20 protein-coding genes are annotated in these 20,445 nt (G+C 55.5%); 19 read left to right on the top strand and 1 reads right to left on the bottom strand.

Translation table 11 applies throughout. The features are described 5' to 3' along the window. Nucleotides 1–3: 3 nt before the first annotated feature. The 19 genes from SIK69_RS13780 (at nucleotide 4) to SIK69_RS13690 (ending at nucleotide 19,769) form a co-directional block, all read left to right on the top strand. Complete coding sequence (locus SIK69_RS13780) at nucleotides 4–447, top strand: hypothetical protein (RefSeq protein WP_319786341.1); 444 nt, start codon at nucleotides 4–6, stop codon at nucleotides 445–447. A gap of 13 nt (nucleotides 448–460) precedes the next feature. Then, entirely contained in the window at nucleotides 461–1,177 is a 717-nt protein-coding gene (locus SIK69_RS13775; RefSeq protein ID WP_319786340.1) for a DotI/IcmL/TraM family protein, read from the top strand. An 18-nt stretch (nucleotides 1,178–1,195) separates the two neighbouring features. Continuing rightward, entirely contained in the window at nucleotides 1,196–2,209 is a 1,014-nt protein-coding gene (locus tag SIK69_RS13770; protein WP_319786339.1) for a DotH/IcmK family type IV secretion protein, read from the top strand. 2 nt (nucleotides 2,210–2,211) lie between these two features. Then, nucleotides 2,212–3,477, top strand: coding sequence for a conjugal transfer protein TraO (gene traO / locus SIK69_RS13765; protein ID WP_319786338.1), 1,266 nt, complete (start codon nucleotides 2,212–2,214; stop codon nucleotides 3,475–3,477). A gap of 11 nt (nucleotides 3,478–3,488) precedes the next feature. Beyond that, nucleotides 3,489–4,277, top strand: a complete 789-nt coding sequence (locus SIK69_RS13760) for a hypothetical protein (protein ID WP_159466328.1) — start codon at nucleotides 3,489–3,491, stop codon at nucleotides 4,275–4,277. Then, a complete protein-coding gene (traQ, locus tag SIK69_RS13755; RefSeq protein ID WP_159466329.1) occupies nucleotides 4,277–4,804 on the top strand; it encodes a conjugal transfer protein TraQ in 528 nt (175 codons plus the stop codon). Before SIK69_RS13760 ends, traQ begins: the two co-directional genes overlap by 1 nt. A gap of 26 nt (nucleotides 4,805–4,830) precedes the next feature. Further along, on the top strand, nucleotides 4,831–5,214 hold the full coding sequence (locus SIK69_RS13750) for a DUF6750 family protein (protein ID WP_319786337.1): 384 nt from the start codon (nucleotides 4,831–4,833) through the stop codon (nucleotides 5,212–5,214). Between the two features lie 51 nt (nucleotides 5,215–5,265). Continuing rightward, entirely contained in the window at nucleotides 5,266–6,219 is a 954-nt protein-coding gene (locus SIK69_RS13745; protein ID WP_319786336.1) for a hypothetical protein, read from the top strand. 23 nt (nucleotides 6,220–6,242) lie between these two features. Next, the gene (locus SIK69_RS13740; protein ID WP_319786335.1) at nucleotides 6,243–9,320 is read left to right on the top strand and encodes a putative type IV secretion/conjugal transfer ATPase; all 3,078 of its coding nucleotides are present in this window, start codon (nucleotides 6,243–6,245) and stop codon (nucleotides 9,318–9,320) included. A gap of 14 nt (nucleotides 9,321–9,334) precedes the next feature. Then, on the top strand, nucleotides 9,335–10,531 hold the full coding sequence (gene traW / locus SIK69_RS13735; protein ID WP_319786334.1) for a conjugal transfer protein TraW: 1,197 nt from the start codon (nucleotides 9,335–9,337) through the stop codon (nucleotides 10,529–10,531). Continuing rightward, nucleotides 10,528–11,040 (top strand): conjugal transfer protein TraX, encoded by a 513-nt coding sequence (traX, locus tag SIK69_RS13730; RefSeq protein WP_319786333.1) that lies wholly within the window; start codon nucleotides 10,528–10,530, stop codon nucleotides 11,038–11,040. The genes traW and traX overlap by 4 nt, the downstream gene beginning before the upstream one ends. 51 nt (nucleotides 11,041–11,091) lie before the next feature. Beyond that, nucleotides 11,092–13,236, top strand: coding sequence for a DotA/TraY family protein (locus SIK69_RS13725; protein ID WP_319786332.1), 2,145 nt, complete (start codon nucleotides 11,092–11,094; stop codon nucleotides 13,234–13,236). A gap of 88 nt (nucleotides 13,237–13,324) precedes the next feature. Then, nucleotides 13,325–13,576: a type II toxin-antitoxin system Phd/YefM family antitoxin gene (locus tag SIK69_RS13720; protein ID WP_319786331.1), complete on the top strand. Its 252-nt coding sequence runs from the start codon at nucleotides 13,325–13,327 to the stop codon at nucleotides 13,574–13,576. Beyond that, nucleotides 13,573–13,860, top strand: a complete 288-nt coding sequence (locus SIK69_RS13715) for a type II toxin-antitoxin system RelE family toxin (RefSeq protein ID WP_319786330.1) — start codon at nucleotides 13,573–13,575, stop codon at nucleotides 13,858–13,860. The genes SIK69_RS13720 and SIK69_RS13715 overlap by 4 nt, the downstream gene beginning before the upstream one ends. Before the next feature lie 17 nt (nucleotides 13,861–13,877). After that, entirely contained in the window at nucleotides 13,878–14,555 is a 678-nt protein-coding gene (excA, locus tag SIK69_RS13710; RefSeq protein ID WP_319786329.1) for a plasmid IncI1-type surface exclusion protein ExcA, read from the top strand. Nucleotides 14,556–14,630: 75 nt separating this feature from the next. Further along, complete coding sequence (locus SIK69_RS13705) at nucleotides 14,631–15,902, top strand: secretion/conjugation apparatus DotM-related subunit (RefSeq protein WP_319786328.1); 1,272 nt, start codon at nucleotides 14,631–14,633, stop codon at nucleotides 15,900–15,902. Between the two features lie 4 nt (nucleotides 15,903–15,906). Further along, entirely contained in the window at nucleotides 15,907–16,986 is a 1,080-nt protein-coding gene (locus tag SIK69_RS13700) for a thioredoxin domain-containing protein (RefSeq protein ID WP_319786327.1), read from the top strand. 10 nt (nucleotides 16,987–16,996) lie between these two features. Further along, nucleotides 16,997–19,327 carry an F-type conjugative transfer protein TrbC gene (gene trbC / locus SIK69_RS13695; RefSeq protein ID WP_319786326.1) on the top strand — a complete coding sequence of 777 codons (2,331 nt, stop codon included), beginning with the start codon at nucleotides 16,997–16,999 and terminating at the stop codon, nucleotides 19,325–19,327. Continuing rightward, entirely contained in the window at nucleotides 19,248–19,769 is a 522-nt protein-coding gene (locus SIK69_RS13690; protein ID WP_319786325.1) for a phospholipase D family nuclease, read from the top strand. Before trbC ends, SIK69_RS13690 begins: the two co-directional genes overlap by 80 nt. A 429-nt stretch (nucleotides 19,770–20,198) precedes the next feature. Here SIK69_RS13690 and SIK69_RS13685 read toward each other — a convergent pair whose 3' ends face one another. Further along, complete coding sequence (locus SIK69_RS13685; protein WP_319786324.1) at nucleotides 20,199–20,432, bottom strand: hypothetical protein; 234 nt, start codon at nucleotides 20,430–20,432, stop codon at nucleotides 20,199–20,201. Between the last annotated feature and the right edge of the window lie 13 nt (nucleotides 20,433–20,445).

The raw sequence follows: 20,445 nt of genomic DNA, 5'->3' as shown, positions 1-20,445 counted from the left end.
CTCATGCGTAAAATGCTCTGTACCACCCTTGTGTTCCTGGCGTGCCTTCCTGCCGCCGAGGCGGCTTCCTGCCGGGCAGGCACTGCGGCAAAAGCTGGCAGTGAAGCGGGTTATAACCGCGCCAAAGAAGCCGCTGATGCCTGGTCACAACGGCAGGACAATGTCACATCATCGCTGGCCGACTGTTTGGGAAATATTTCCACCACCATTACCGCCCCGACGTTTCCCAACCTGGCCGACGTCATGAATCAGATTGGCCAAAAGATTTGTCAGGCGGCCCGCGACAAAATCAGTGACTACGTTCCCCCGACCATTGACCCCTGGGGAGACTATGCCGCCAGTATCGGCATTTCGTCTTACAGCACGGGAACGAAGACCATTCCCGTCTCCACACAGACCTCCACGACGGCCACTGACAGTGGCCGTTCTTTCATCTCACTGAACTGACGGAAATTACCCAGTGAAGAAACAACATACAGCCTCCCCTGGGGAGGCTTCTTCAGCTGCGGCTGAAGCCCGGGCAGAGTCTGAACGCATGCTCCCCTTCATGGAGGCGATGCAGCTTCATAAAGACAAGATGCTGAATGCTTCCTTTGCCCGTAAGTGCCTGGCGGTGGCCCTGGTGTCTGTATCCTTCAACCTGGTGCAGTTTCCGGTTAACGCCTGGCTTGCCTGGCAGGTTGCTCACCCGCCGGTGAAATACTTCGCCACGTTGAACGGGAGTGTGCTGGCCGTGTACCCCACGTCGGAGCCTGTCTATCGTGATGATGACATCATCGATTTTGGTGACAAGATGATACGTGCCGCCTTCCAGATAGACTTCAAGAACTATCGAACCCAGATAAGCGATCAGCAACAGAAGTTCTCCGAGGACGGCTTCAGGAGCTACTACGCCGCGCTGACAAACTCCAATCTCTTCTCAAGGGTGAAAACGGACAAGCTGCTGATGTCGGCCAACGTCACCCGTAAAGGGATGATTTACCGGCGTGGCCGGGAAGGCCAGGGCGGACCCTACATCTGGGAAGTTCAGTACCCCGTCACGCTGAGTCTCGATGGCCAGACCCGCAGCCTGCCGCCTCAGAACTTCATCTTTACGATCCGCATCCAGCGAACCGACGTCAGGCTCAAACCGGAAGGAATCGAAGTGGCCTCCGTGGTCACCCGGGATGACCGCTAAGTCTTGTCAGGAAACCTCATGAAAATTCGACTTCTCACGACAGCAATATTGCTCTTGTCGGCAAGCTCCGTGCTGGCCGCTGACTGGGCCGATGCCCGCACCAATACGCCTACCACTGCGATGCCGCCTGCCCCGGCGCCCGCGGCACAAACAGCGTCAACCTCTGCTCCGGCGGCTCCGCCGGTGCAGAGCGAGCCCGCAACGGACATTACCGCGCCATTACGCCAGACGCCGCCTGCGCCCCTCTCAGCAGCCGAATCCTGGGCCATCAGTCAGGCCGCCCCACTCAACCGGGGTGAGATCGAAAACGTCAGCCGGGCCGTCGATGATGCCAGTCGTGGGCGGGCCTGGCAGCCTGCCGACGTCGTGCCGCGTATCTCTACACTGACGGTAAATCTGTCCCCGGGCGCATCACTGCCGGTACTCCGGACAGCCACACATCAGGCCAGCACAGTGATGTTTACGGATAACACAGGCGCACCCTGGCCACTGGCAGCGCCTCCCTATAACGCCAACGATAAGGGCTTTTCGGTGAGTTACATCCCGGACAGCAGCGTGATGACAGTTCAGGCCACACGGCAGTATGACCGGGGGAATATCACGGTGTATCTGAAGGGGCTTGCGGTACCGATTATCGTGGATGTCACCAGCGGAGAGGCCACCAACGCGACGACGTCCCGGGTCATTGATACCCGCCTCGATCTGCGTATCCCGCAACGCGGGCCACAGGCGAAAAAAATGGCGGCACCACAATCCAAGATTGGCCTGAACGATCCCACACTGCAGGCCTTCCTCGATGGCGTCCCCCCTAAAGACGCGCACCGTCTGAAAACGGAGGGTGCAGTGCCAGATACGCAGGTCTGGCAGATGGGCGACGACCTCTTTATTCGCACGCGCAGCGAGCTGCGTGATGAGTTCGAACAGACCCTGGCCTCTGGTGATGGAACCTGGCTTTACAAGTTGCCACTGACCCCGGAAGTGGCTTTTTCTCATGCCGGTCAAACGGTCTGGATGACATTAGCTCTGGAGTAAACATGGCTGCTGAAAAAGACGCCCGCCGGGACGTGAAGAAAACCGGCTTAATCATCGTCGGCGGTGGCTTCGCAGCCATTGCCATGATTTTCTTAATAGCCTCCTGGCTTAACGCCCCGCCACCAGCAGTGACACGGATAAGCGTGGATAAAACCGTCGGCGGAACCGGTAAAACCACAGCGGAAAGTCCGCAATACCAGACACTGCTCAGGGAGAACAACGCGGAAGGTGCTAAGCAGGCAATGGCGAATAACACCAGTTTTATCGCCTCTGCCGGTTCGGGAACTGTCCGTCAGGTCCCCCCGATTTCGCAGGAGGCGCCACCTCCTCCACCGCCACCGGCACCGCGTGCTGAAAATTCGCTGCCGCCGCCTCAGCCCGCACCTGCACAGTCTATCGATCCTGAGCGAAAGAAGGCCCTGGAGGCGCTGCTTAAAGAGCTCGCCGTTCAACGCGGCGCTCCGGCAGGTCAGCTGGCAAGTGTCACCGGACAACCTCCAAGACAAGCAGCCCAGCCCGCCGGCACGCCGGGGGTCGCAGCTGCCAGTCCGTTCGCCGGGTGGACCGACAGCCTTTCTCCGGCTTCACAGAATGGCAATGCGACAGATTCAGGTACGGCAACGGTGGATCGCATCCTTATCCCCGTCGGCAGTCGCCCTGGCGGTGTGATTGAAACGGCGATTGACTCTGATAACACCGGGTCTCAGGTGCTGGCCCGCATCCCGGCGGGGCCTTACGCCGGTGCTACCCTGACGGCGAATGGCGTTCAGCTCGCCGGCGATGGCGTGTCCATCCACTTCACCAATATGGACTGGAACAACAACACCTGGCGTATCGATGCCTGGGCGGCCATGCCGGATACGCTTCAGTCATCTGTGGCCTCGTCAGTTAACAACCGGTACACGACGCGTATTCTTCTGCCGGCACTCGCACACGGGCTTGGCCTGGGTGGTCAGCTGTATGCCAGCGCCAATACGCAAATTCTGAGTGCCGGATACGGCACCCTCGAGGGGCGCGTGGGCATGCCTGACGGTAAAGCCGTGGCGGGCACCATTCTCGGCGGTGCTGCGCAGCAGGCAGGTCAGGTGATAAGTCAGGATGCGCAAAAGCTGCCGGTGAAACAGGTGCTTGTCGATCGTGGCCAGAGCATCGCCGTGTTGTTCATGACGGCAGTGAAGGAAAGCGACAAAGCGATCAAGACCCGTGACGAACCTGCAGCCATGAGTCTGCAGCCCGCCAGTCGTATGGTTCCCGCCTTACATCCCTGAAGAGAAACGCCATGAAAGATACCTATTTCGATACGGACCTTGAGCCCGAGGCTTCGCCTTTGCCTGAACTTCATCCGGAACCGGAAGAAGAAGCGGTCGAGACGCCAGTTAAAGACGACAACCCCGGGGCTAAACGTCAGTTTATGGGGCATGACCTCAGTACGCTGCTGATTGCCGGCGGTGTACTGCTCGCCCTTCTCGTCTATGCACTTTGGCCGGATAGCCCCCCACAGCGCAACTTTGTACCTGACCATCCTGATACTCAGGTCACGGCACCCGTTGAAGAAGAGGCGCCCGCACCGGACCCCGGGCCGCCGGCAGCCGTGGAACCCGAACTGCCTCAACACGCAGAGCCTGTTCAGCCCGCCGCCCCGACAGTGGATACGCAGGCATTGCAGCAGGTCAGTGAAGCGAACCAGGAAGGCATAAATGCCCTGAATGGACGGGTCAGTGATGCAGAACGGCGCCTGGCGGAGATTGAAGCCCGGTTGAAGGTCATCGGGAACGGTACAGCCGCGCCTGCACAAGCCGTCAGCCAGCCGGCAAAGCGCACGACCGTTAAATCCACGTCAGCACGCCGTACATCGCACACGCGAACAGCCACTGTCAGCCAACGAAACACTGGGGTGCAGGGGTGGCGAGTCAATACCATTTACCCGGGTATGGCCTGGATAACCCATGGCGGATCCACCTGGTCAGTACAGGCCGGCGATACGCTCAACGGCATGACTATTCGCAGCATTAATGCGACTGCACGCACCGTCACAACAGACAGGGGCGTCATTCGCCAGGGGGGCTGATGGACGCCATTCAAATCCTGGTACAGGTCGCCGACGGTCTCAAGACAAGCGGTATCCGCCTGATACTGGCACTGGGTTTTATGTTCGGCCTTGGCGGTTGCATCTTCACATTGTTCTCCGTCGCCCAACGAGCCCGAAACGGCAAACCGGCCAGCGGGCTTAAAGCCCTGGTGTCGGTCTGTCTCGGCGGGGCGCTCATCGCCCTGCAACAGATGATGAACAAAGCCGCCCATACCCTGAGTTTTGGTGATGTCTCCTTTGATGCCATCGCCTACGCGCCGGAATCAATGGGGCAGGCCAAGCTCGCCATCGATGCTGTTCTTACCCTGCTGCGTGCAGTCGGGGTGCTGTTTTTCTTCATGGGTCTTTCCCGGATCCGCCGTTCCCTTGTTGATGGCCACACTGGCCTGTCAGCCCGGGAAGATGTCTCTGCAGGCATGGTGATACTCATCTGCGGCATTCTGCTGGCCTGCAATCCACAACTGCTCAACGCCCTTCAAACCACCCTGGGTCTGAGCTGGAATTAACTCCATAAACAAAAGAGGTTTTAACAATGCGTAATTTCACACTGTCCGTTTCCGTTCGTCTTTGGCTGGCTTGTGCTTCTCTGGGTCAACGCCTTCTGGCACCGGTTGTCGCCCTGCTGGGCACTCTGACGCTGCCCGCCCACGCCGATGACGGCATTTTTGGGATGCTCGATACCGTGGCTGAGGGCGCCGATGGCTCCGGAAAGAGCCTGCTGAAAATGGCGAAGTTTGGCGGTATTGGGCTGGTCATTATTGGCGTTGTCCTGTGGGTGGCCAAGAAAAAGAACCCGCAGATTGGCTGGGGCTGGGTCCTGACCTGTATCGGTGCCGGCTGCATCATGATTGCCATTGACCAGTTCATCAAGAAAGGTCAGAGCACCATTCAGCTGAACCCGGTTGATGTAGGTTAATTTCACGCCCCGGCGCGCTGGCGCCGGGGTCCTGCATTTCAGGAGGTCAACTTGAAGCGATTTCCGGAAACGGTCAGTTTCCTTTACCCCGTTCAGCTGGAGCCTTGTCCGCCGGACGACAGCGACACCACGCTCCCGTCCCTGAACCTGAAAGCCCAAGAGGCCGCTGACCTGTGCCAGTGGCTTCTTCCGCTTGTTAGCGAATTTTATCACTGTGGCATCTCTTCAGACGCTGGCTACGACTGCAATGTCTGGTTACTGCCACTGTTACCTCTGGCAGCACAGTTACAGCAGCTGACGCCTGAGCAAAGCGAGGGATCTTCGCTGACTGAGCCGCTGACAAAAGCTTGTCGGCGCTGGGCCCGTCATCACGTGACTCATTTGCGCCTGACCACGGCCATTCGTTACCAGCACTTTGATATTGAACCCCAGGTCTGGGGGCATGAGCGAGCCGGGCAAGATCCAGAACAGCGCCGGCGGGCGGCGATACTCACCGGCAATGCCTGTGAATACTGCGGACACGTGAGCCCCAATAACCTGCTGTCATTTCGGGACAACAACCCGGAAAACACCCATGAAGATAACCTGGCCGTTGCCTGTGGCGTATGCCTGTGCAGCCGTCATCTGAATCGCCTGGGCGCTAATGACGGCGTCATGGTTTATCTGCCGGAGCTCGCGCCGGCAGACCTCAGCCGACTGATAAGAACGGTGGTGGCCGCACGACGTGACGGGGATGAGCGCCAACAGAACGGTGCAACCATGATCCTCAACTGGCTGGCCGCGCACCGGGCCGAAACAGAGCGTTTCTGGGGGACCAGTCACCCCGGAGAGTTTGGCCAGGCGCTGCAGCAGTCATCGCCGGCACTGCGGGAGTCCCTGCAACAACGGCTGCGCCATATTGCGCTCATCCCCAATCCGGACATTATTGCTGCCCGACCGTTCAGCCTGAGCCTTCCGCCTGGCGACTGGGCGTCCCTGTACAACCAGTATTGCCGTCAGTCCTGACGGCCCTATCAGAGACTATTCGCATGAAAAACCCACTGGTCACCGCGCTGGAAGGCGTGGAAGAAGCCATTGCCTGGGTCTCGCGCTATGCGCTGGGCCAGGACTTTACCCGTTACTGTGACCTGCGCACCACGATTGGCCTGACCGACGACGATCGCAAACGTCGCCCGGGCATGGCCTCACCGTACATTTTCCTCACTGAGGAAGGCCATTACGCCAGCGTATTTGAAATCGAGGGAACCTATTGCGCGTTCAATGAACAGAAAGCCATTACGGAAGAAGAGAGGCGGGATAAGGCACTGTTCAGTAATTACATTGCACATCTGACAACCCTGCTGACCAGTGAGTTTAAAGAACACGGCCGTAAACTGAGCTTCGTTTTCGAATGCGACCCGGATAAAGCCCAGGCCGAACTAAAAAAATTGCTGGCTCACCAGTACCGTAGTCTGAAGCGTATGGGTCTCGACCTGACAGATATTCTGGATGAGCGTATTGAGAAAATGGCGCCCTTCATCGCCCGGGAACGGGCTTTCCTGGTGGTGTATACCGCCCGGGAAGCGCTGTCTACCACGGAGATCCGCGATGAAGAAAAACGACGTGAAGCTGTACTGAAGAAAAGCCCGGGCGCGCGCTATGGCCAGAACCCTGTATTTCAGGCCCTGGAAGGGCTTAAAATTCGCCACGACACCTTTATTATCATGCTGGAAAATCAGTTTGGTAAGGGCGACTTTGGTACCCGTATCCGCCTGATGAATGCCCATGAATTTGGACTGGCGCAACGTGAGGAAATCGAACGCGACAGCACGTCAGAGTCCTGGCGCCCATTTTTGCCCGGCGATGTGAAGTGGCCTCATGGACGTCCGAAGGGTAACGACCATTCAACGCTGCTGGCGCCTCATCTTCACTATCAGTTATTCAACAGCGAACCTGTGATCGATGGCAGTTTCATTCACGTTGATAACCACTGGCACACCACGCTGGCGCTTTCGCTGGGTCCCCAGCAACCGGAAACGTTCAGCCAGCTGTTTGACAAAATCAACCGTAACCTGCCCTGGCGTATCCGTATGGATTTGATGCCCGGCGGAGTGAAAGCGCTCGGCGGGAAGAGAACCATTCTGGGACTGGCAGGCCTGCTGCCACCGCTGCGGCCGGTCTACAATTCCGTTCAATGGCTGGAGGAAACGGATAAAAGTGAACCGGTCTGTGTGATGACCATTTGCGCCAGCACCTGGGCCCGGGATAAAGAAACAGCAAAGCGTAACCGTACTCTGCTTCAGAAAGGACTCCAGTCCTGGGGGGTGTGTGAAGTGACGGGCACATTCGGGGATCCGATGCGTGCCTGGACGTCAACACTGGTGGGGGCAAACGCACTCAGTATTCCGTCACTGATGTACCCGCCCCTGTCAGCAGCACTGGCATTGCTTCCCCTGCAGCGCCCGGCCACACCGTGGGCTGACGATGCCAGCATTGTGTTTGCCACCCCTGACGGCAAGCCCTTCCCGGTAAAACTGGCCAGCAACCTGCAGACAAAATTTACGGAAATCGTTGCAGGTGAACCCGGCACCGGCAAATCGGTGGCCCTGGGGGCTCTCAGCGAGGCCATTCTTTTCTCCGGCCAGAGCAACCTGCCGTTTCTGTCCTATGTCGATAAAGGCTTTTCCGCACAGGGTCTGGTGAGGCTCATCCGCGATGCACTATCCAAATCCCGTCAGCATGAGGTGGAGGGTCTGGTACTGGAAAATAGCCGCCAGCACTGTAAGAACCCGTTTGACGTACAGCTCGGGATGAAATACCCGCTGACGCCGGAAAAGGAATACCTTCTCAGCATCTGCGAAACACTGTGCGTGAACCCGGAGACGGGAACACCGCCCAATTCGCAGGACTGCCGGCAGATCCTGAGCCGGGTTATTGATACGGCCTTTGAAACCAATGCCAGCCTGGCGCCGGTGCGTTATGCACAAACGCTCGAGCCGCGGGTTGATGAGGCACTGGAAAAAACGGGCATTCGCCTTGAGTACGATACCGACTGGTGGTCAAAAGCCACCTGGTATGAGGTCAGGGACTTGCTCTTTTCCCGCGGGGAACTCAACGCTGCCACGCGGGCACATTATCAGGCCATGCCGGAGCTGAGCGATCTTCAGGTGTACCTCAATGATGAAGACGTTCGGATGCAGTACGGCGCCATTACCCGCGAAGGCAGTGGCGAAACGCTGCTCTCCTATATCAGCCGCTGCCTGTCAGATGCCTTACGTACCTACAAAATGATCTCCGGTCGCACCGTCTTCGAGCTCAATTCGAACACGCGCGTAATAGCCATTGACCTGAACAACGTGGTCGGCGGCAAAACGCGTGCCGGTCAGGTCAAAACCGGTCTGATGTATCTGTATGCCGGACAACTGGCCGCCGGGCATTTTGAGCTGCCGCAGTACCGTAATGAACTGATGCGCGAACTGCCAGAAATGTACCAGCCGTTCCATCACGACCGACTGACCCAGCTGGCCCAGGAGGTAAAAACCAAGATTTACGACGAGCTGCACAACGCCAAAGATATTCCGTTTATCATGAATAAACTGGTTACCCAGGATCTGGAAAACCGAAAATTCTTCATCCGAACCGTGCTGAGCTCTCAGTATCTGAACCACTTCCCGCATGAAATTCTGAAGTCAGCCAACAGCCTCTACCTGATGCAAATCAGCCATGAGGATCTGCCTTTGCTGACTGAGCATTTTGGCGTGCCGGCGCACACCGCACAGACGTTCCGCCATATCGGCTCCGGGGCCTCCCCTGACGGCAGCGGTACTCACTTCCTGGCGTGTTTCCGTCTGAAAACTGGCAGAGTCGTGCAGATCCTCAAAAACACCCTCGGCCCAAAGGAGCTGTGGGCGCTCAACTCAACCCCGAAAGATGCCGCCTTGCGCGATCAGCTGTATGACCTCCTCGACGGTCGTAGGGCCAGAGCCATCCTGGCTGAAGCCTTCCCGACAGGGACTGCCGTCAACCTCATTGACCTGCGCCAGAAGGAAGCGCGTGAAACTGACCACGGCAACGTGATTAACCGACTGGCCAGCGAGCTGATTGCAGCGCGCGGCCTGCAAATCTGATTAAGGCAAACCCCATGAAGAAACGACTTCTGGCCGTCGCCATCGGCGGCCTTCTGCTGTCCGCAACACAGGCGATGGCCTACCCGGTGGAGGTAATGAGCAGCATTCCTGTCACCACCCAGATTGTGCCGCAGCTGAGTACGGCCAACAGCACACTGGGCACCATCCTCTCCACTAACCAGCAGATTGGCGGGGCCATCAGTTCCGGCAACGACAAGATTGCGGCCATGATCCAGCAGTCAACGGAGAACATGCAACAGTACGCCACCTATGCACAACAGGTGCAGAACCTCGAGCAAGCCAGACGCAGCTACACCGTACCGGACAGTATCTGCAGTGAGTCTGCCTCCGGGCAGGCCTCACAAATCGCGCGTCAGTCCTCGGCAAAACAATCAACGCTGGCCAGTGGCGGTGGCGTCAGTAATAGCGCCATCAAAAAGGTCCTGTCATCTAAACCCGACGTACCGGAAAAAGGTCTGTTTGCCACGGCAGAAATCCACCGGAACTACTGCACAAAAGAAGATGCGGATGCCTGGGGTGAGCTCTGTAGCGGCGAATCGGCATATCCGGGTGGGGACAAAGAAGTCCGTTCACTGCTGGCTGGCGCCGGCGCGGAAGACAAAGCCCCGGAGCTGACCTTCAACCAGGAGCAGACTGACACCGCGATGATGTACCTCAAAAACTCGGTACGTCGAAGCCCGGGGCGAACGCTGAAAAAAGGGGAAGTCAAAACGGACAGCGGTCGTCAGTACATCGGGATGATGACAGAGCATGACGCCATACAAAGTGCAGCTGAGCAACCGCAGCTGGCGATGGTTGCCGCCAGTCAGCCCAACGAAGCCACAAAGGATGTGCTGGCCGAAGCACTCCAGACGCCATCGAGCAAAGCCTGGTTTGATGAGAATGCCTCAGCGGAAGCAAAACGCACCGGCATGATGTCGTTACGTGAATTTGAGTCCTTCGAAGTCAATCGCCGGTACGCCAATACGGATTATCAGACCGACCTGCAGGCGATGGATGGTGACAACCTCCTGCGTGAGTCCATCCGTATTCAGAGCCTCGAGAACGCCCTGCTTTTGGGCATTAAACAGCAGCTGCAGGAGAACGCCATCATCTCTGGCCAGCAGCTGAGTCTTGAAGGTGCCCAGTACTACGAACCACGCCTCGCGCAGAAACTGCAGCAGGCCGCAGCCGGAGCCACACGCCAATGAAAAAACCAGGAAAAAAGGTCTGGCATGCCGCCAATCTGGTCCTCCCGCTCTGGGAGGCCGGTCGCATGGTTCACGCCGCACGATACGCGGCAGAGAAAAATGCGGAGCGATTACGCCGCCTGTGGCCTGAGGCCGCCCGGGGAAAAACCGAGACGCTCAGTTTTGAGGAAGCTGTGGCCGCCAGTGGCCACAGTCGTGACTCTCTGATGCTACGTTATCTACTGGCCAAACGTATCTGGCTGGCCATGTTCGTCGCGGCAGTGAGCCTCGTCATTCTGTTACCCGTGGGCACACTGCTTGCAGCCCCGCCTGGTGCTGGCGTGCTGTTGATACGAATGCTCAGCCTGATGTTCATGATCTCAGCCTTCGCCGGCATGCTGTTTGTGTGCGCCATGAAAAACCAGTTTCACCTCTGGCAGCTTGTCCGCCAGGAGCTGGGATCGTTTGCACAATGGCGGGCAACCGGCACCTGGCTTAAAGAACTCTTTAGCTGGCGTGCGCCGTTCTGACCTTCCCTGGCCATCCTCCGGATGCGCATTCTGTTCGTTACGGAAATCTATATGAAAAGACTGCTTCTGATAGTGGCCAGCCTCGCGCTGGTCTGCCTGTCGTTGCCGGCATTTGCAGACAACATCAACTACGACACGATTAGCGGCGCGGCAACGCGCACGACCGACCTTTCACGCCAGCTGCTTATCATGGTTTATGGTGATGTGGTGAATAACCCGCTGCAGCCTCAGAACGTCAGCTTCATCGGTCAGTTGTATGGCGTGTTCAACGCCATCATTGCCGGTCTGGCGTTCATCTGGTTTATGGGGATCACATTACGTGCAACGGTGCTAACAGGTAACCGCGGGAAAGTATTCGGTCGCGGCAATACGATGATGGCGCCCGTTTCGTCCCTGGCGGGATTTATGGCCCTGGTGCCCACACCGTCTGGCTGGTCCATATCGAACCTGGCGTTTTTATGGATGGCCTCGATTATGGGTGTAGGGAGCGCAAACCTGCTCACCGATAAAGCGGCAGATGCCATCATGGACGGTGAGTCCTTGATTATGCAGCCCGTTGCCGGCGAAACCATCACGTCCGCCCGGGGTATCTTTGATATGTACCTGTGTAAGGCGGCGATGAATACCGAGCAGGCCGAAATGCATCAGTTAGGCAGCAGCTCAACTCCGCCCATGTCTGAACAACGTTCTTCTGACGGTCGCGAAATACGCATCACGAACGGCAGCGCAATCTGCGGCAGTGCCAGTCTGCCGGAGACGAAGGACAGTGGGTCCTGGTTCTCCTTTAGCGTGCCAATAAATTCCGGACCGCTCGAAAATGCCCAGATGAATGCTTTCACAGCGATGAACAGCTCCCTGTCTCAGAGCGCGGAAGGCTTCGTCAGTGCCTGGCGTAGTTATCAGGACGGAGGGCAAGGCAAACTTCCGGATGCTGAAGCAGAGATTCAACAGGCTGCACGCCAGTATGAAGACACCATTACTGCAGCAACAGCAAGTGTAAACAACGAAGGGGCAATACGCGGCGAGCTCGCGAACTACCTGAAGCAAAGCGGCTGGATTTCGTTAGGTGCCTGGTATCAGTCATTCGCAACCGCCAACCAGAAAGTAAATAGCATTGCGAACAAAAGCCCGATCGTGACTGGGATGTCAAATATCGGCGAAGTTGGAGTTGGAAAGCTTCAGGAAGAAATACGAACTGCATTGATGGCGCAACGGAAAAATTCAACCTATACCCCGCCGCTTGGGTCTGCGAATGTTGCGGGCAATGAAAATATTGATGACGTTCAGAATGCTAATGATGCTATTAGAAAGGTTCTTCCTTTTGGGCAAAAACTAACCAGCAAAATCATTGAAAATGTAATGAGCGATGGAAACGACGCTTCTACACAAGTTAATCCTATGCTCAAAATGAAAGCAATCGGCGATTACACTCTGGTATCTGCCCAAGCCACATTTGCTGTATTCACTGCTGCAAAGGCGGCAGTAGACTGGGCATCAGCTGATGGCAATGGACTGGCTAAAATTATCAATACCGTATCAGGTGCAGGTTATATCGCCAAAAGCGTGATGGGATCTATTTCCCCGGTGGTGTACTTCATACTGTTTATATTATTGAGCGTGGGCTTTTCACTTTCCATTTTCCTGCCCTTCATCCCTCTTATCTATTGGATCACAGCCTGTACCTCCTGGCTGGGCAGTGTGCTGATTGGAACCACGGCAGGCTCATTATGGGCCGCTACGCATATCGGGACGGAGGAAGACAAAGGCAGTCGGGCGAACTATGGCTATATCTTTTTGATTGATGCGGCCATTCGTCCGTCTCTTATGGTGTTCGGATTCTTTTTCGCAAGCCTGGTTGTCGTGGCTATCGGAACGCTGCTGAACATGCTCATCACCCCGGCGTTGGCGAACGTGCAGGCAGATTCAGTAACCGGTCTTGCCAGCATTATTGGCATATTGATGATTTATGCCCGTATGTGTACCACTCTGGTGTCATCCGCATTCAGCCTCCAGGTTTACCTGCCAGATTACGTCATTGCATGGCTAGGTGGCCGAGAAGCTGCACAGATGATGAAGGGAGCAGTAGAGTCAACACGTAACATGTTCGCCGGCTTTGGTAGCAAGGCAGGGAATGCACCGGGCATGAAACGAGTAGACGCCGCCAGGCCTGGAGGTGATTCCAATGGGTTTAAATAGCGTGAAGCGGTGCACATAAAAAGACTCAAAAACAGGTCATATTGTGCTAAAATATGACCTGAAAACCAGTCTCAACCCCGGAGGAATTATGCCCAACATCATTCACAGTGATACAACAGCCAGTGTAAGTGAGTTGAAGAAAAATCCAATGGCTACGGTTAACTCTGGTGCTGGATTCCCTGTGGCAATTTTAAACCACAACCAGCCTGCCTTTTACTGCGTACCCGCCGAACTATATGAGCAGATGCTTGACTGCATTGATGATCATGAGCTCGAAAAGCTGGTTCAGAAACGCAGCAAGCAGGCCTTGCATGATGTGGATCTGGATAGCTACCTATGACGTATAGGGTAAAGTTCAGAACGGATGCGTTGAAAGAGTGGAACGGCCTTGATAAGGCCATTCAGCAGCAGTTCGCCAAGAAGCTGAAGAAGTGTGCGGAAAATCCGCACATCCCTTCCGCACAGCTTCGGGGAATGCCCGATTGCTATAAGATTAAATTACGGGCGTCGGGATTCAGGCTGGTCTACCAGGTCATTAACGACGAATTAATCATTGCTGTGGTCGCCGTAGGTAAGCGGGAGCACAGTGAGGTTTACAATTTGGCCAGCAAAAGGCTCAGATAATTATCAGGAAGCTAATTATGACGGTTAAATACATCGATACATATGGCAAGAATTGGTCTGTCGCGGTGACAGGCATGCTCTCATTTGCATACTGTTTTTTAATTCTACCGTTCCAAATCCCGCTGGCCATATATTCGACAATTAATTATCGGGATCTGATGAGCACACAGTTCCTAACCGATAAGATAATCACTTTATTATCTCTATCCGTTCCGGTGACAATTTTGGCGATCATTTATTCAGTTTGGAAGCAACGTCGCAACATTAAAGCTTTTACTTCATTCTTCCGTGAATCAGAGCTATGCGCACCTTCACCGCAGAATATTGCCATGAACCGCACCGGCTGGGGTTACCTGGGGCTGGATACCAGGAAAGGGACGCTGCTTTACATCAACCACCCCGACACAACTATATTCAACTTCTTCTTTCCGCGGGATGTACGTGTCATGGGGTTCGGGATGTATGACTGGAAATCCATCGAGGTGGAGGGCAACAAGCTGACTATTTACACTGGTAACCCTGAACTCCCGACGGTGGCCATAACCACGGGTAAAGCAGGTGAGATGCTTGAAAAAATTAATGCCATGCGCAACCAGAACTGGAGTTATGAATACAATATTCCAGGTTGCGTTGAGCTTCAGGCAAAAAACATCGCTGAAAGGAACGGCATCAACCTGGTTCTGCCACCGAAATAATTCCTGAGCTGTATTCCCCCCCTTCTACAGAGGCACTCTTTTAAGAGTGCCTTTTCTTTTGCATAAAGGTTCTCTATGGCGCAACCACCGCGTAATGACGCCCGGTCTAATGACTGGTCAATGGCCGTGGTCGGCTTCTTTATCACGCTGATTATCGCAGCCCTGTTCTTTCGGCAACTCATCGTCGAAACCTGTACCACCCTGCTGTACTGGCTATGGAATATCGCTGATTTACCTCGCACTCATGTGTATGCGGGCTGGCGTATTAACCTGCTGGCCAGAACTCACAATAACGCCCCGGACGTCGCCTGGAGCGAGTTCTTTGCCGTGATGGATGTCACCGCCGGCATTCTCTTACTTGCGCTGATACCCCTTATCGTTACAGGAGTTATCGCCGTTCGGCGACACCAGGTAAGCCGGACACGTCGCGATATTTCAATCGAGACACTGCCCCGCATTATGTCCGCGTTCTCACCGTCAATTATCCCTGCCCTGACCTACGGCGATAAAAAACAGCAGCTGCTGAACGTGGACCCTGAAGAACATCGCAGCGCGCAGACACCGGATGAGTTTGCCATCGAGCACAGACTGGTCATCAACCAGCGTTTACGCCGGGAGGTGGCGCAGGAACTGTTCATCACACAGCTGGGCACCCCGCTACCAAAGGTTGCCGCCGGAGACGACGTGGACCCACTCTTCAGCGCGTTCAATGACCATGAGCGGGCAATGTTCGCCATCTTTGGTTTGCAGCACTTCATGGACAAACGCAAGGATGCTGAAGCTCTGCTGGATGCCCTTAATCGCTCCACGCTTAAGGTAGACCGCAAGTACAGAAACAAGATTGGCTATCCGAATCTGACGCTGGCCAACAGTGCATTCAAAAAAGTGACCGGCACAAAGCAGGCCCGGAGTTTTATCAGGCAGTACGGCTACATCCGCACTGCCCTTTCGGCACTGCATGACAACGACCTGCACCTTCCCATTCGGCGCTTCCGCTGGCTGAAGGGGCTCGACCGGCCACTCTGGTACACCCTGGCGTCTACCGGTCGCCCCTGGCCCTTTGTAGAAGCAGCTGGCGTCATCAGCCAGGCCCACTGGGAAACGCTCGCTGCACGTTACCGCGTTCGCCTCAGTCAGCCGATCATGACCCTTGCACTTGATGGGCTTGAAACCGATTTACGCCACATCGGGGCGGTCGTTGACGAGCCCGCAGATCCTGTCCGCGCTCCCGCCGGGGAGGATGACGATGCAGATGATGATGAAGAAGATGTTGGCCCTTCAGCTGGCCACACAGATGAACCACAGGCACACCGCCACACCCATTCCTTTCGCCCAAAAATGAGATAATCCCATGTCAGAGCAAACCATTTTCAATATCAGCACCGAAATTCACGGCCAACATCTGATGGTCCGTATGAACGATCGCAGCATCTTCTGTCTGAACAGGCCGACGACTGAACGTTATCAGCTCACCCTTGAACAGGACGCCGGGAAATATGTTATCTGGATGCGCCAGGGTTACAGCGCCTATGCCCGGCTTTACGCAACAGAAGACCCGGAGCAAGCCAGCCTGATTATGAGCTCGACGGCCGACGCGCTTTCTCGTATCGCCATGAACTTCTACGCACCGCAAACTGCGCCCGAAGGCAGTAAATCAAAGTGGAAATGGTTCGCCCCCGTTGTCGTGTGCCTTATTCTGGCAGGGACTTGGCTGGCACGTAGCGGACCGGTACAGGTGCCGGTACCAGCCGGACAGATAACATCCGTCCCTGTGACATCACCGGTTCAGCCAGCTCAGACTGCAGTCACCGCGGTGACCCCGACACAGCCGATCCCGCAGACACCGCAAACTCCACAACCACAACCAGCCCCGCAGACACAGACAGCCCAGGCCACTGCATCGCTTTCGCCAGAAGCGGCAGCAGAAGCCCGGGCACTCCTCGCAGAACGGCTGAAAAATGGCGCGGCAAAGCAGGAGTTCACTATCCAGTTATCCTCTGGCCATGAACGCTCGCTTTATATTTTCCTCGATCCGGAATGCCCAAACTGCCGCATCTTTGAACCGACCGTTCAGGCTCTGGCTGAAGACTATAACGTGGAGATTTTCCCGGTGACGTTGATTGGCAAAACCCGCACCGCTGACGAGGTAGTTCCCCTGCTCTGCGCCGCACCGGAGAAACGCGCACAAATGTGGAAAGCGCTCAACGACACCGGTGCCGGCATGTTGAATCCGGCGGAGAAAGAAAAGGCTGAGGCCGCCCCTGCAGACTGCAATGCTGGCAAACTGGCACTGGCGCGCAACGATCTGGCATTTGATTTGTACCGCATGCCAGGGACACCGACGGTTATCAGCGATGATGGCCGGATGATCCCGCTGCAGGCGATGTCCAGTGACGCCACCCTGAAGGCGTTCCTCAATACCCCTCAGTAAGGAGACCGTAATGGATCTGAAAGGACGTCACGGCCCTGTGGATAGCTGGCGAATAAGCCGGCTGGTCCATGGCAGTCAGGCTGAACGGATATTTCTGGCACCGTCCACCGTGCAGCTGCTACTGGTGTTTTCTCTTCTGGCCGGCGCCTCATGGCCGGCCACTTTATTGTCATCTCTGCCGCTCTGTGTCCTCCTGCTGGTCGCGTTCAGCGATCAGCGCTTTCGCTTACCACTGCGAATACCAAAGGATATCGGCGGGCTGGACCTCTCAACGGAACGTGAGCTCAGCTGGAATATCCCACTGCTTAACCTGAACCTGCCCAAAATTGTCCGCGGAAAATCTGAGGGGACGCTGTGCCTGGGGACGGCTCGCAAGCAGGACAGAGGCAGAGAACTGTGGCTTGAAACCGCTGACGCCCTGCGTCATATGCAAATTATGGCCACCACCGGCGGCGGGAAAACAGAAACGCTGTATGGCCTGTATCTCAATTCGCTATGTATGGCCCGCGGCTGCTGCATCTCTGATGGCAAGGCGCAGATAGATCTCGCCGTTGCCACCTGGTCGATGGCCAGACGCTTCGGCCAGGAAGATGACTGGCACGTTCTGAACTTCATCACCGGTAATGATGATCGTTTCAAAAAACTGTTACTTGGCGACAAATCACGACCGCAGTCGAACGGCACCAATCCATTCGCCTACGGTAGCCCGACATTCATCACCCAGTTGATGGAGTCTTTGCAACCGGCGGGCAATGGCAGTGACGAGGGATGGAAAGACAAGGCGCGCGCCATGATGAATGCCCTGATTTACGCCCTGTGCTACAAGCGGGCCAGGGATAACATTCTCCTCACGCAGGACGTTATCCAGTCTTACCTTCCCCTGGTTAAATTTGTAGGGCTATACCGCGAAGCGCTGGAACAGGGCTGGCATGAGGAAGGCTATAAGCCAATGGAGAACTATCTGGCCAACCTCGCCGGCTTTGATATGAACCTGATTAATCGTCCCGGAGAATGGTCCCAGGGTGCGCTCGATCAGCACGGCTATCTTATCCAGCAGTTCACCCGCATGCTCAGCATGTTTAACGATACCTATGGTCACGTTTTTCCTAAAAACGGCGGTGACATGGATATGCAGGACATCCTGCATAACGACCGCACGCTCGTTGTCCTGATCCCTGCCCTTGAGCTCTCCGATAATGAAGCCGCAACACTGGGTAAGCTCTATATCTCTGACATCCGGATGAACATCGCCAAAGACCTGGGTAACAAGATTGAGGGTTCACCGGAACATACGCTGACCGTGAAGAAGTTCGCCAGCAAGTTTCCTTTCATGCTCATCTGTGACGAAGTGGGTTATTACTTCGCACCAGGCCTGGAAAAGCTGGCCGCCCAGATGCGAAGCCTGCGTTACATGCTGGTTATCCTCGGTCAAGATATTCAGGCCATGCTGAAGCACGGTAAAGAGGTTCACTCAGTCAACGCCAACCTCGGTACCAAGCAGTTTATGAAAACGGAGGATACGGAAGACACCCTGAAGATGATCCGCGCGGTCGGAGGAACAGGTCAGTACGCAGAGCAGCGCACGATGGAACGAACGGGAATGGGCAGCTATCAGGATGTTGACCGTGTGGAATTTCGCGATAAAGACAACATCCAGCTGGACGAACTGAAGTCGCTGAAGTCAGGCGAAGGCATCATCGTATTTGAGGACCAGCTGGTCCGCAGTAACTCCATCTATATCCCTGACAGTGAGAAAATTTCGAAGCTGCAGGTCAAAATCAATCGTTACGTCCCCATCCGTCGCCCGGACTTCAACGACCTTTGCAGGGAAGTACCCGCCGCGGAACGCCGGCGCCCGGTCTCTCAGGAACGGGTCAGTCAGATTCTGGACATCTGCCATACAACCAGTCCGGAGAACTATCACGGCCATCTTCACGCGCGCATCGAGGACCAGACACTTCTGGCCATCTCACGCCTGGCAAGCGACCTGGATTGCCGCACTGATGTGAATTACAGCGATGAGGAACGTGGCGTTCTGCTGTTTGAAGCAGCTGTCAGCGCGCTGGAGAAAAGTAAGGGGAAATACAGATGGCTGAAGGACCGCGAAAATATACGCATATCGAAGAAGCGTATTGAGGAAGCACACCAGAACAATGCCGGATACGGCACGCCACCGGCGCAAACGTCTCCACCGGAGAACTTCTTCCAGCCGGCAATCCCCGCACAACATGAACAGGCTGTTTACCCGGAGAACAACACCGATGATAACTGGTACCAGAATCTCTCTGAGCACATTTCTGCTGGCGATTTTACTGATTCCCCTGACCACCACAGCTACTGAAACCCGTATCACCACGGGTTTTTCTCCCGGCGGAAGTGCCATAGCCAACGTGCTTGGCGCCATTAGCAGTGCGAGGGAAACCATCGATGTCGCTGCCTACAGCTTTACCAGTAAGGACGTTGCTGTCGCTCTCGATAGTGCCAGCCAGCGAGGTATCAAAGTACGTGTGGTAGCGGACGCGAAAGACAATGGCGGACGTTACTCAGCCGTGACCTGGCTGCAGCATAAAGGTATCCCGGTGAGACTGAACGGGAGATATGCCATCCAGCACAACAAGTTCATGGTGATTGACGGTGTAACTACTCAGACGGGGTCTTTCAATTTCACGTCCAGTGCTATCAAGCGCAACGCTGAGAACACCATTGTTATCTGGAATGAGCCGCATACGGCGCAAGCCTATCAACGTGAGTTCAACCGACTCTGGAGTGAAGGAACGGATTAGCGTTCGGTCACCTGCCCACCCCCCTGTTTACAACCCACTCTGCACCAGCTGGCCTGCAAGGTGGCATTCACCCACTCCTTCAACTGAGGTTCAAATGGATTTCCACGACCCATTTCTGGTGTTCAACCTTAACATCATCATTGCTCTGACAATCCTGGTAGTAGCCGTTACGGTATTCATACTTTATAGCGAACAGAGAGAGAAAGAAAAATCACGCCAACAGGAACGAAATTCATTTGAAAGCATGATGTTTGAAAATGTACGGGATAACCGTCTCAGGCAGGACGAACGTAAAAAACGGGGGCGGGGAAAACGGTTTTCAGCGTTACAAAAAAAGCTAAAAACGTATGTTACCAGGCTCAGGAGATGCCGTTAATCTCAGCTACAAAAAACCGCCTTCAGTGAAGTGAAGCCCATTTGTTGGACACGTTACTTCACCTGGCGGTTGACATGGCCTGAGTTCGGTATTGTACGAAAATACGTGCCTCCCGGGCGTGTCCCGGGTACCAGAGCTACGGCGCGGTAAGGCAGTTTATCGACCATATCCCGGACTGACGCCCGGGTCGTCGTTTCCACCTCGCTATTGGCGTGCAGAACGAAACTCACGCAACTTACGCCAAACAGAATGACCAGGCTGATGATTTTTTTGTTCAGAAATCGCATTGCTTTCCTGCAT

The sequence above is a fragment of the Scandinavium lactucae genome (genome assembly GCF_033843265.1).
Taxonomy (GTDB): Bacteria; Pseudomonadota; Gammaproteobacteria; order Enterobacterales; family Enterobacteriaceae; genus Scandinavium; species Scandinavium lactucae.
Note: the sequence above shows the minus strand (reverse complement) of the source record. Positions and strands in the feature narration are given on the sequence as shown.

Coding starts and splice junctions, on each gene's coding strand:
- SIK69_RS13685 (WP_319786324.1), bottom strand. CDS start 20,432: ATGCGATTTCTGAACAAAAAAATCATCAGCCTGGTCATTCTGTTTGGC.
- SIK69_RS13715 (WP_319786330.1), top strand. CDS start 13,573: ATGACGTATAGGGTAAAGTTCAGAACGGATGCGTTGAAAGAGTGGAAC.
- traW (WP_319786334.1), top strand. CDS start 9,335: ATGAAGAAACGACTTCTGGCCGTCGCCATCGGCGGCCTTCTGCTGTCC.
- SIK69_RS13750 (WP_319786337.1), top strand. CDS start 4,831: ATGCGTAATTTCACACTGTCCGTTTCCGTTCGTCTTTGGCTGGCTTGT.
- SIK69_RS13740 (WP_319786335.1), top strand. CDS start 6,243: ATGAAAAACCCACTGGTCACCGCGCTGGAAGGCGTGGAAGAAGCCATT.
- SIK69_RS13725 (WP_319786332.1), top strand. CDS start 11,092: ATGAAAAGACTGCTTCTGATAGTGGCCAGCCTCGCGCTGGTCTGCCTG.
- trbC (WP_319786326.1), top strand. CDS start 16,997: ATGGATCTGAAAGGACGTCACGGCCCTGTGGATAGCTGGCGAATAAGC.
- SIK69_RS13780 (WP_319786341.1), top strand. CDS start 4: ATGCGTAAAATGCTCTGTACCACCCTTGTGTTCCTGGCGTGCCTTCCT.
- excA (WP_319786329.1), top strand. CDS start 13,878: ATGACGGTTAAATACATCGATACATATGGCAAGAATTGGTCTGTCGCG.
- SIK69_RS13760 (WP_159466328.1), top strand. CDS start 3,489: ATGAAAGATACCTATTTCGATACGGACCTTGAGCCCGAGGCTTCGCCT.
- SIK69_RS13770 (WP_319786339.1), top strand. CDS start 1,196: ATGAAAATTCGACTTCTCACGACAGCAATATTGCTCTTGTCGGCAAGC.
- SIK69_RS13700 (WP_319786327.1), top strand. CDS start 15,907: ATGTCAGAGCAAACCATTTTCAATATCAGCACCGAAATTCACGGCCAA.
- traX (WP_319786333.1), top strand. CDS start 10,528: ATGAAAAAACCAGGAAAAAAGGTCTGGCATGCCGCCAATCTGGTCCTC.
- SIK69_RS13705 (WP_319786328.1), top strand. CDS start 14,631: ATGGCGCAACCACCGCGTAATGACGCCCGGTCTAATGACTGGTCAATG.
- SIK69_RS13720 (WP_319786331.1), top strand. CDS start 13,325: ATGCCCAACATCATTCACAGTGATACAACAGCCAGTGTAAGTGAGTTG.
- traQ (WP_159466329.1), top strand. CDS start 4,277: ATGGACGCCATTCAAATCCTGGTACAGGTCGCCGACGGTCTCAAGACA.
- traO (WP_319786338.1), top strand. CDS start 2,212: ATGGCTGCTGAAAAAGACGCCCGCCGGGACGTGAAGAAAACCGGCTTA.
- SIK69_RS13690 (WP_319786325.1), top strand. CDS start 19,248: ATGATAACTGGTACCAGAATCTCTCTGAGCACATTTCTGCTGGCGATT.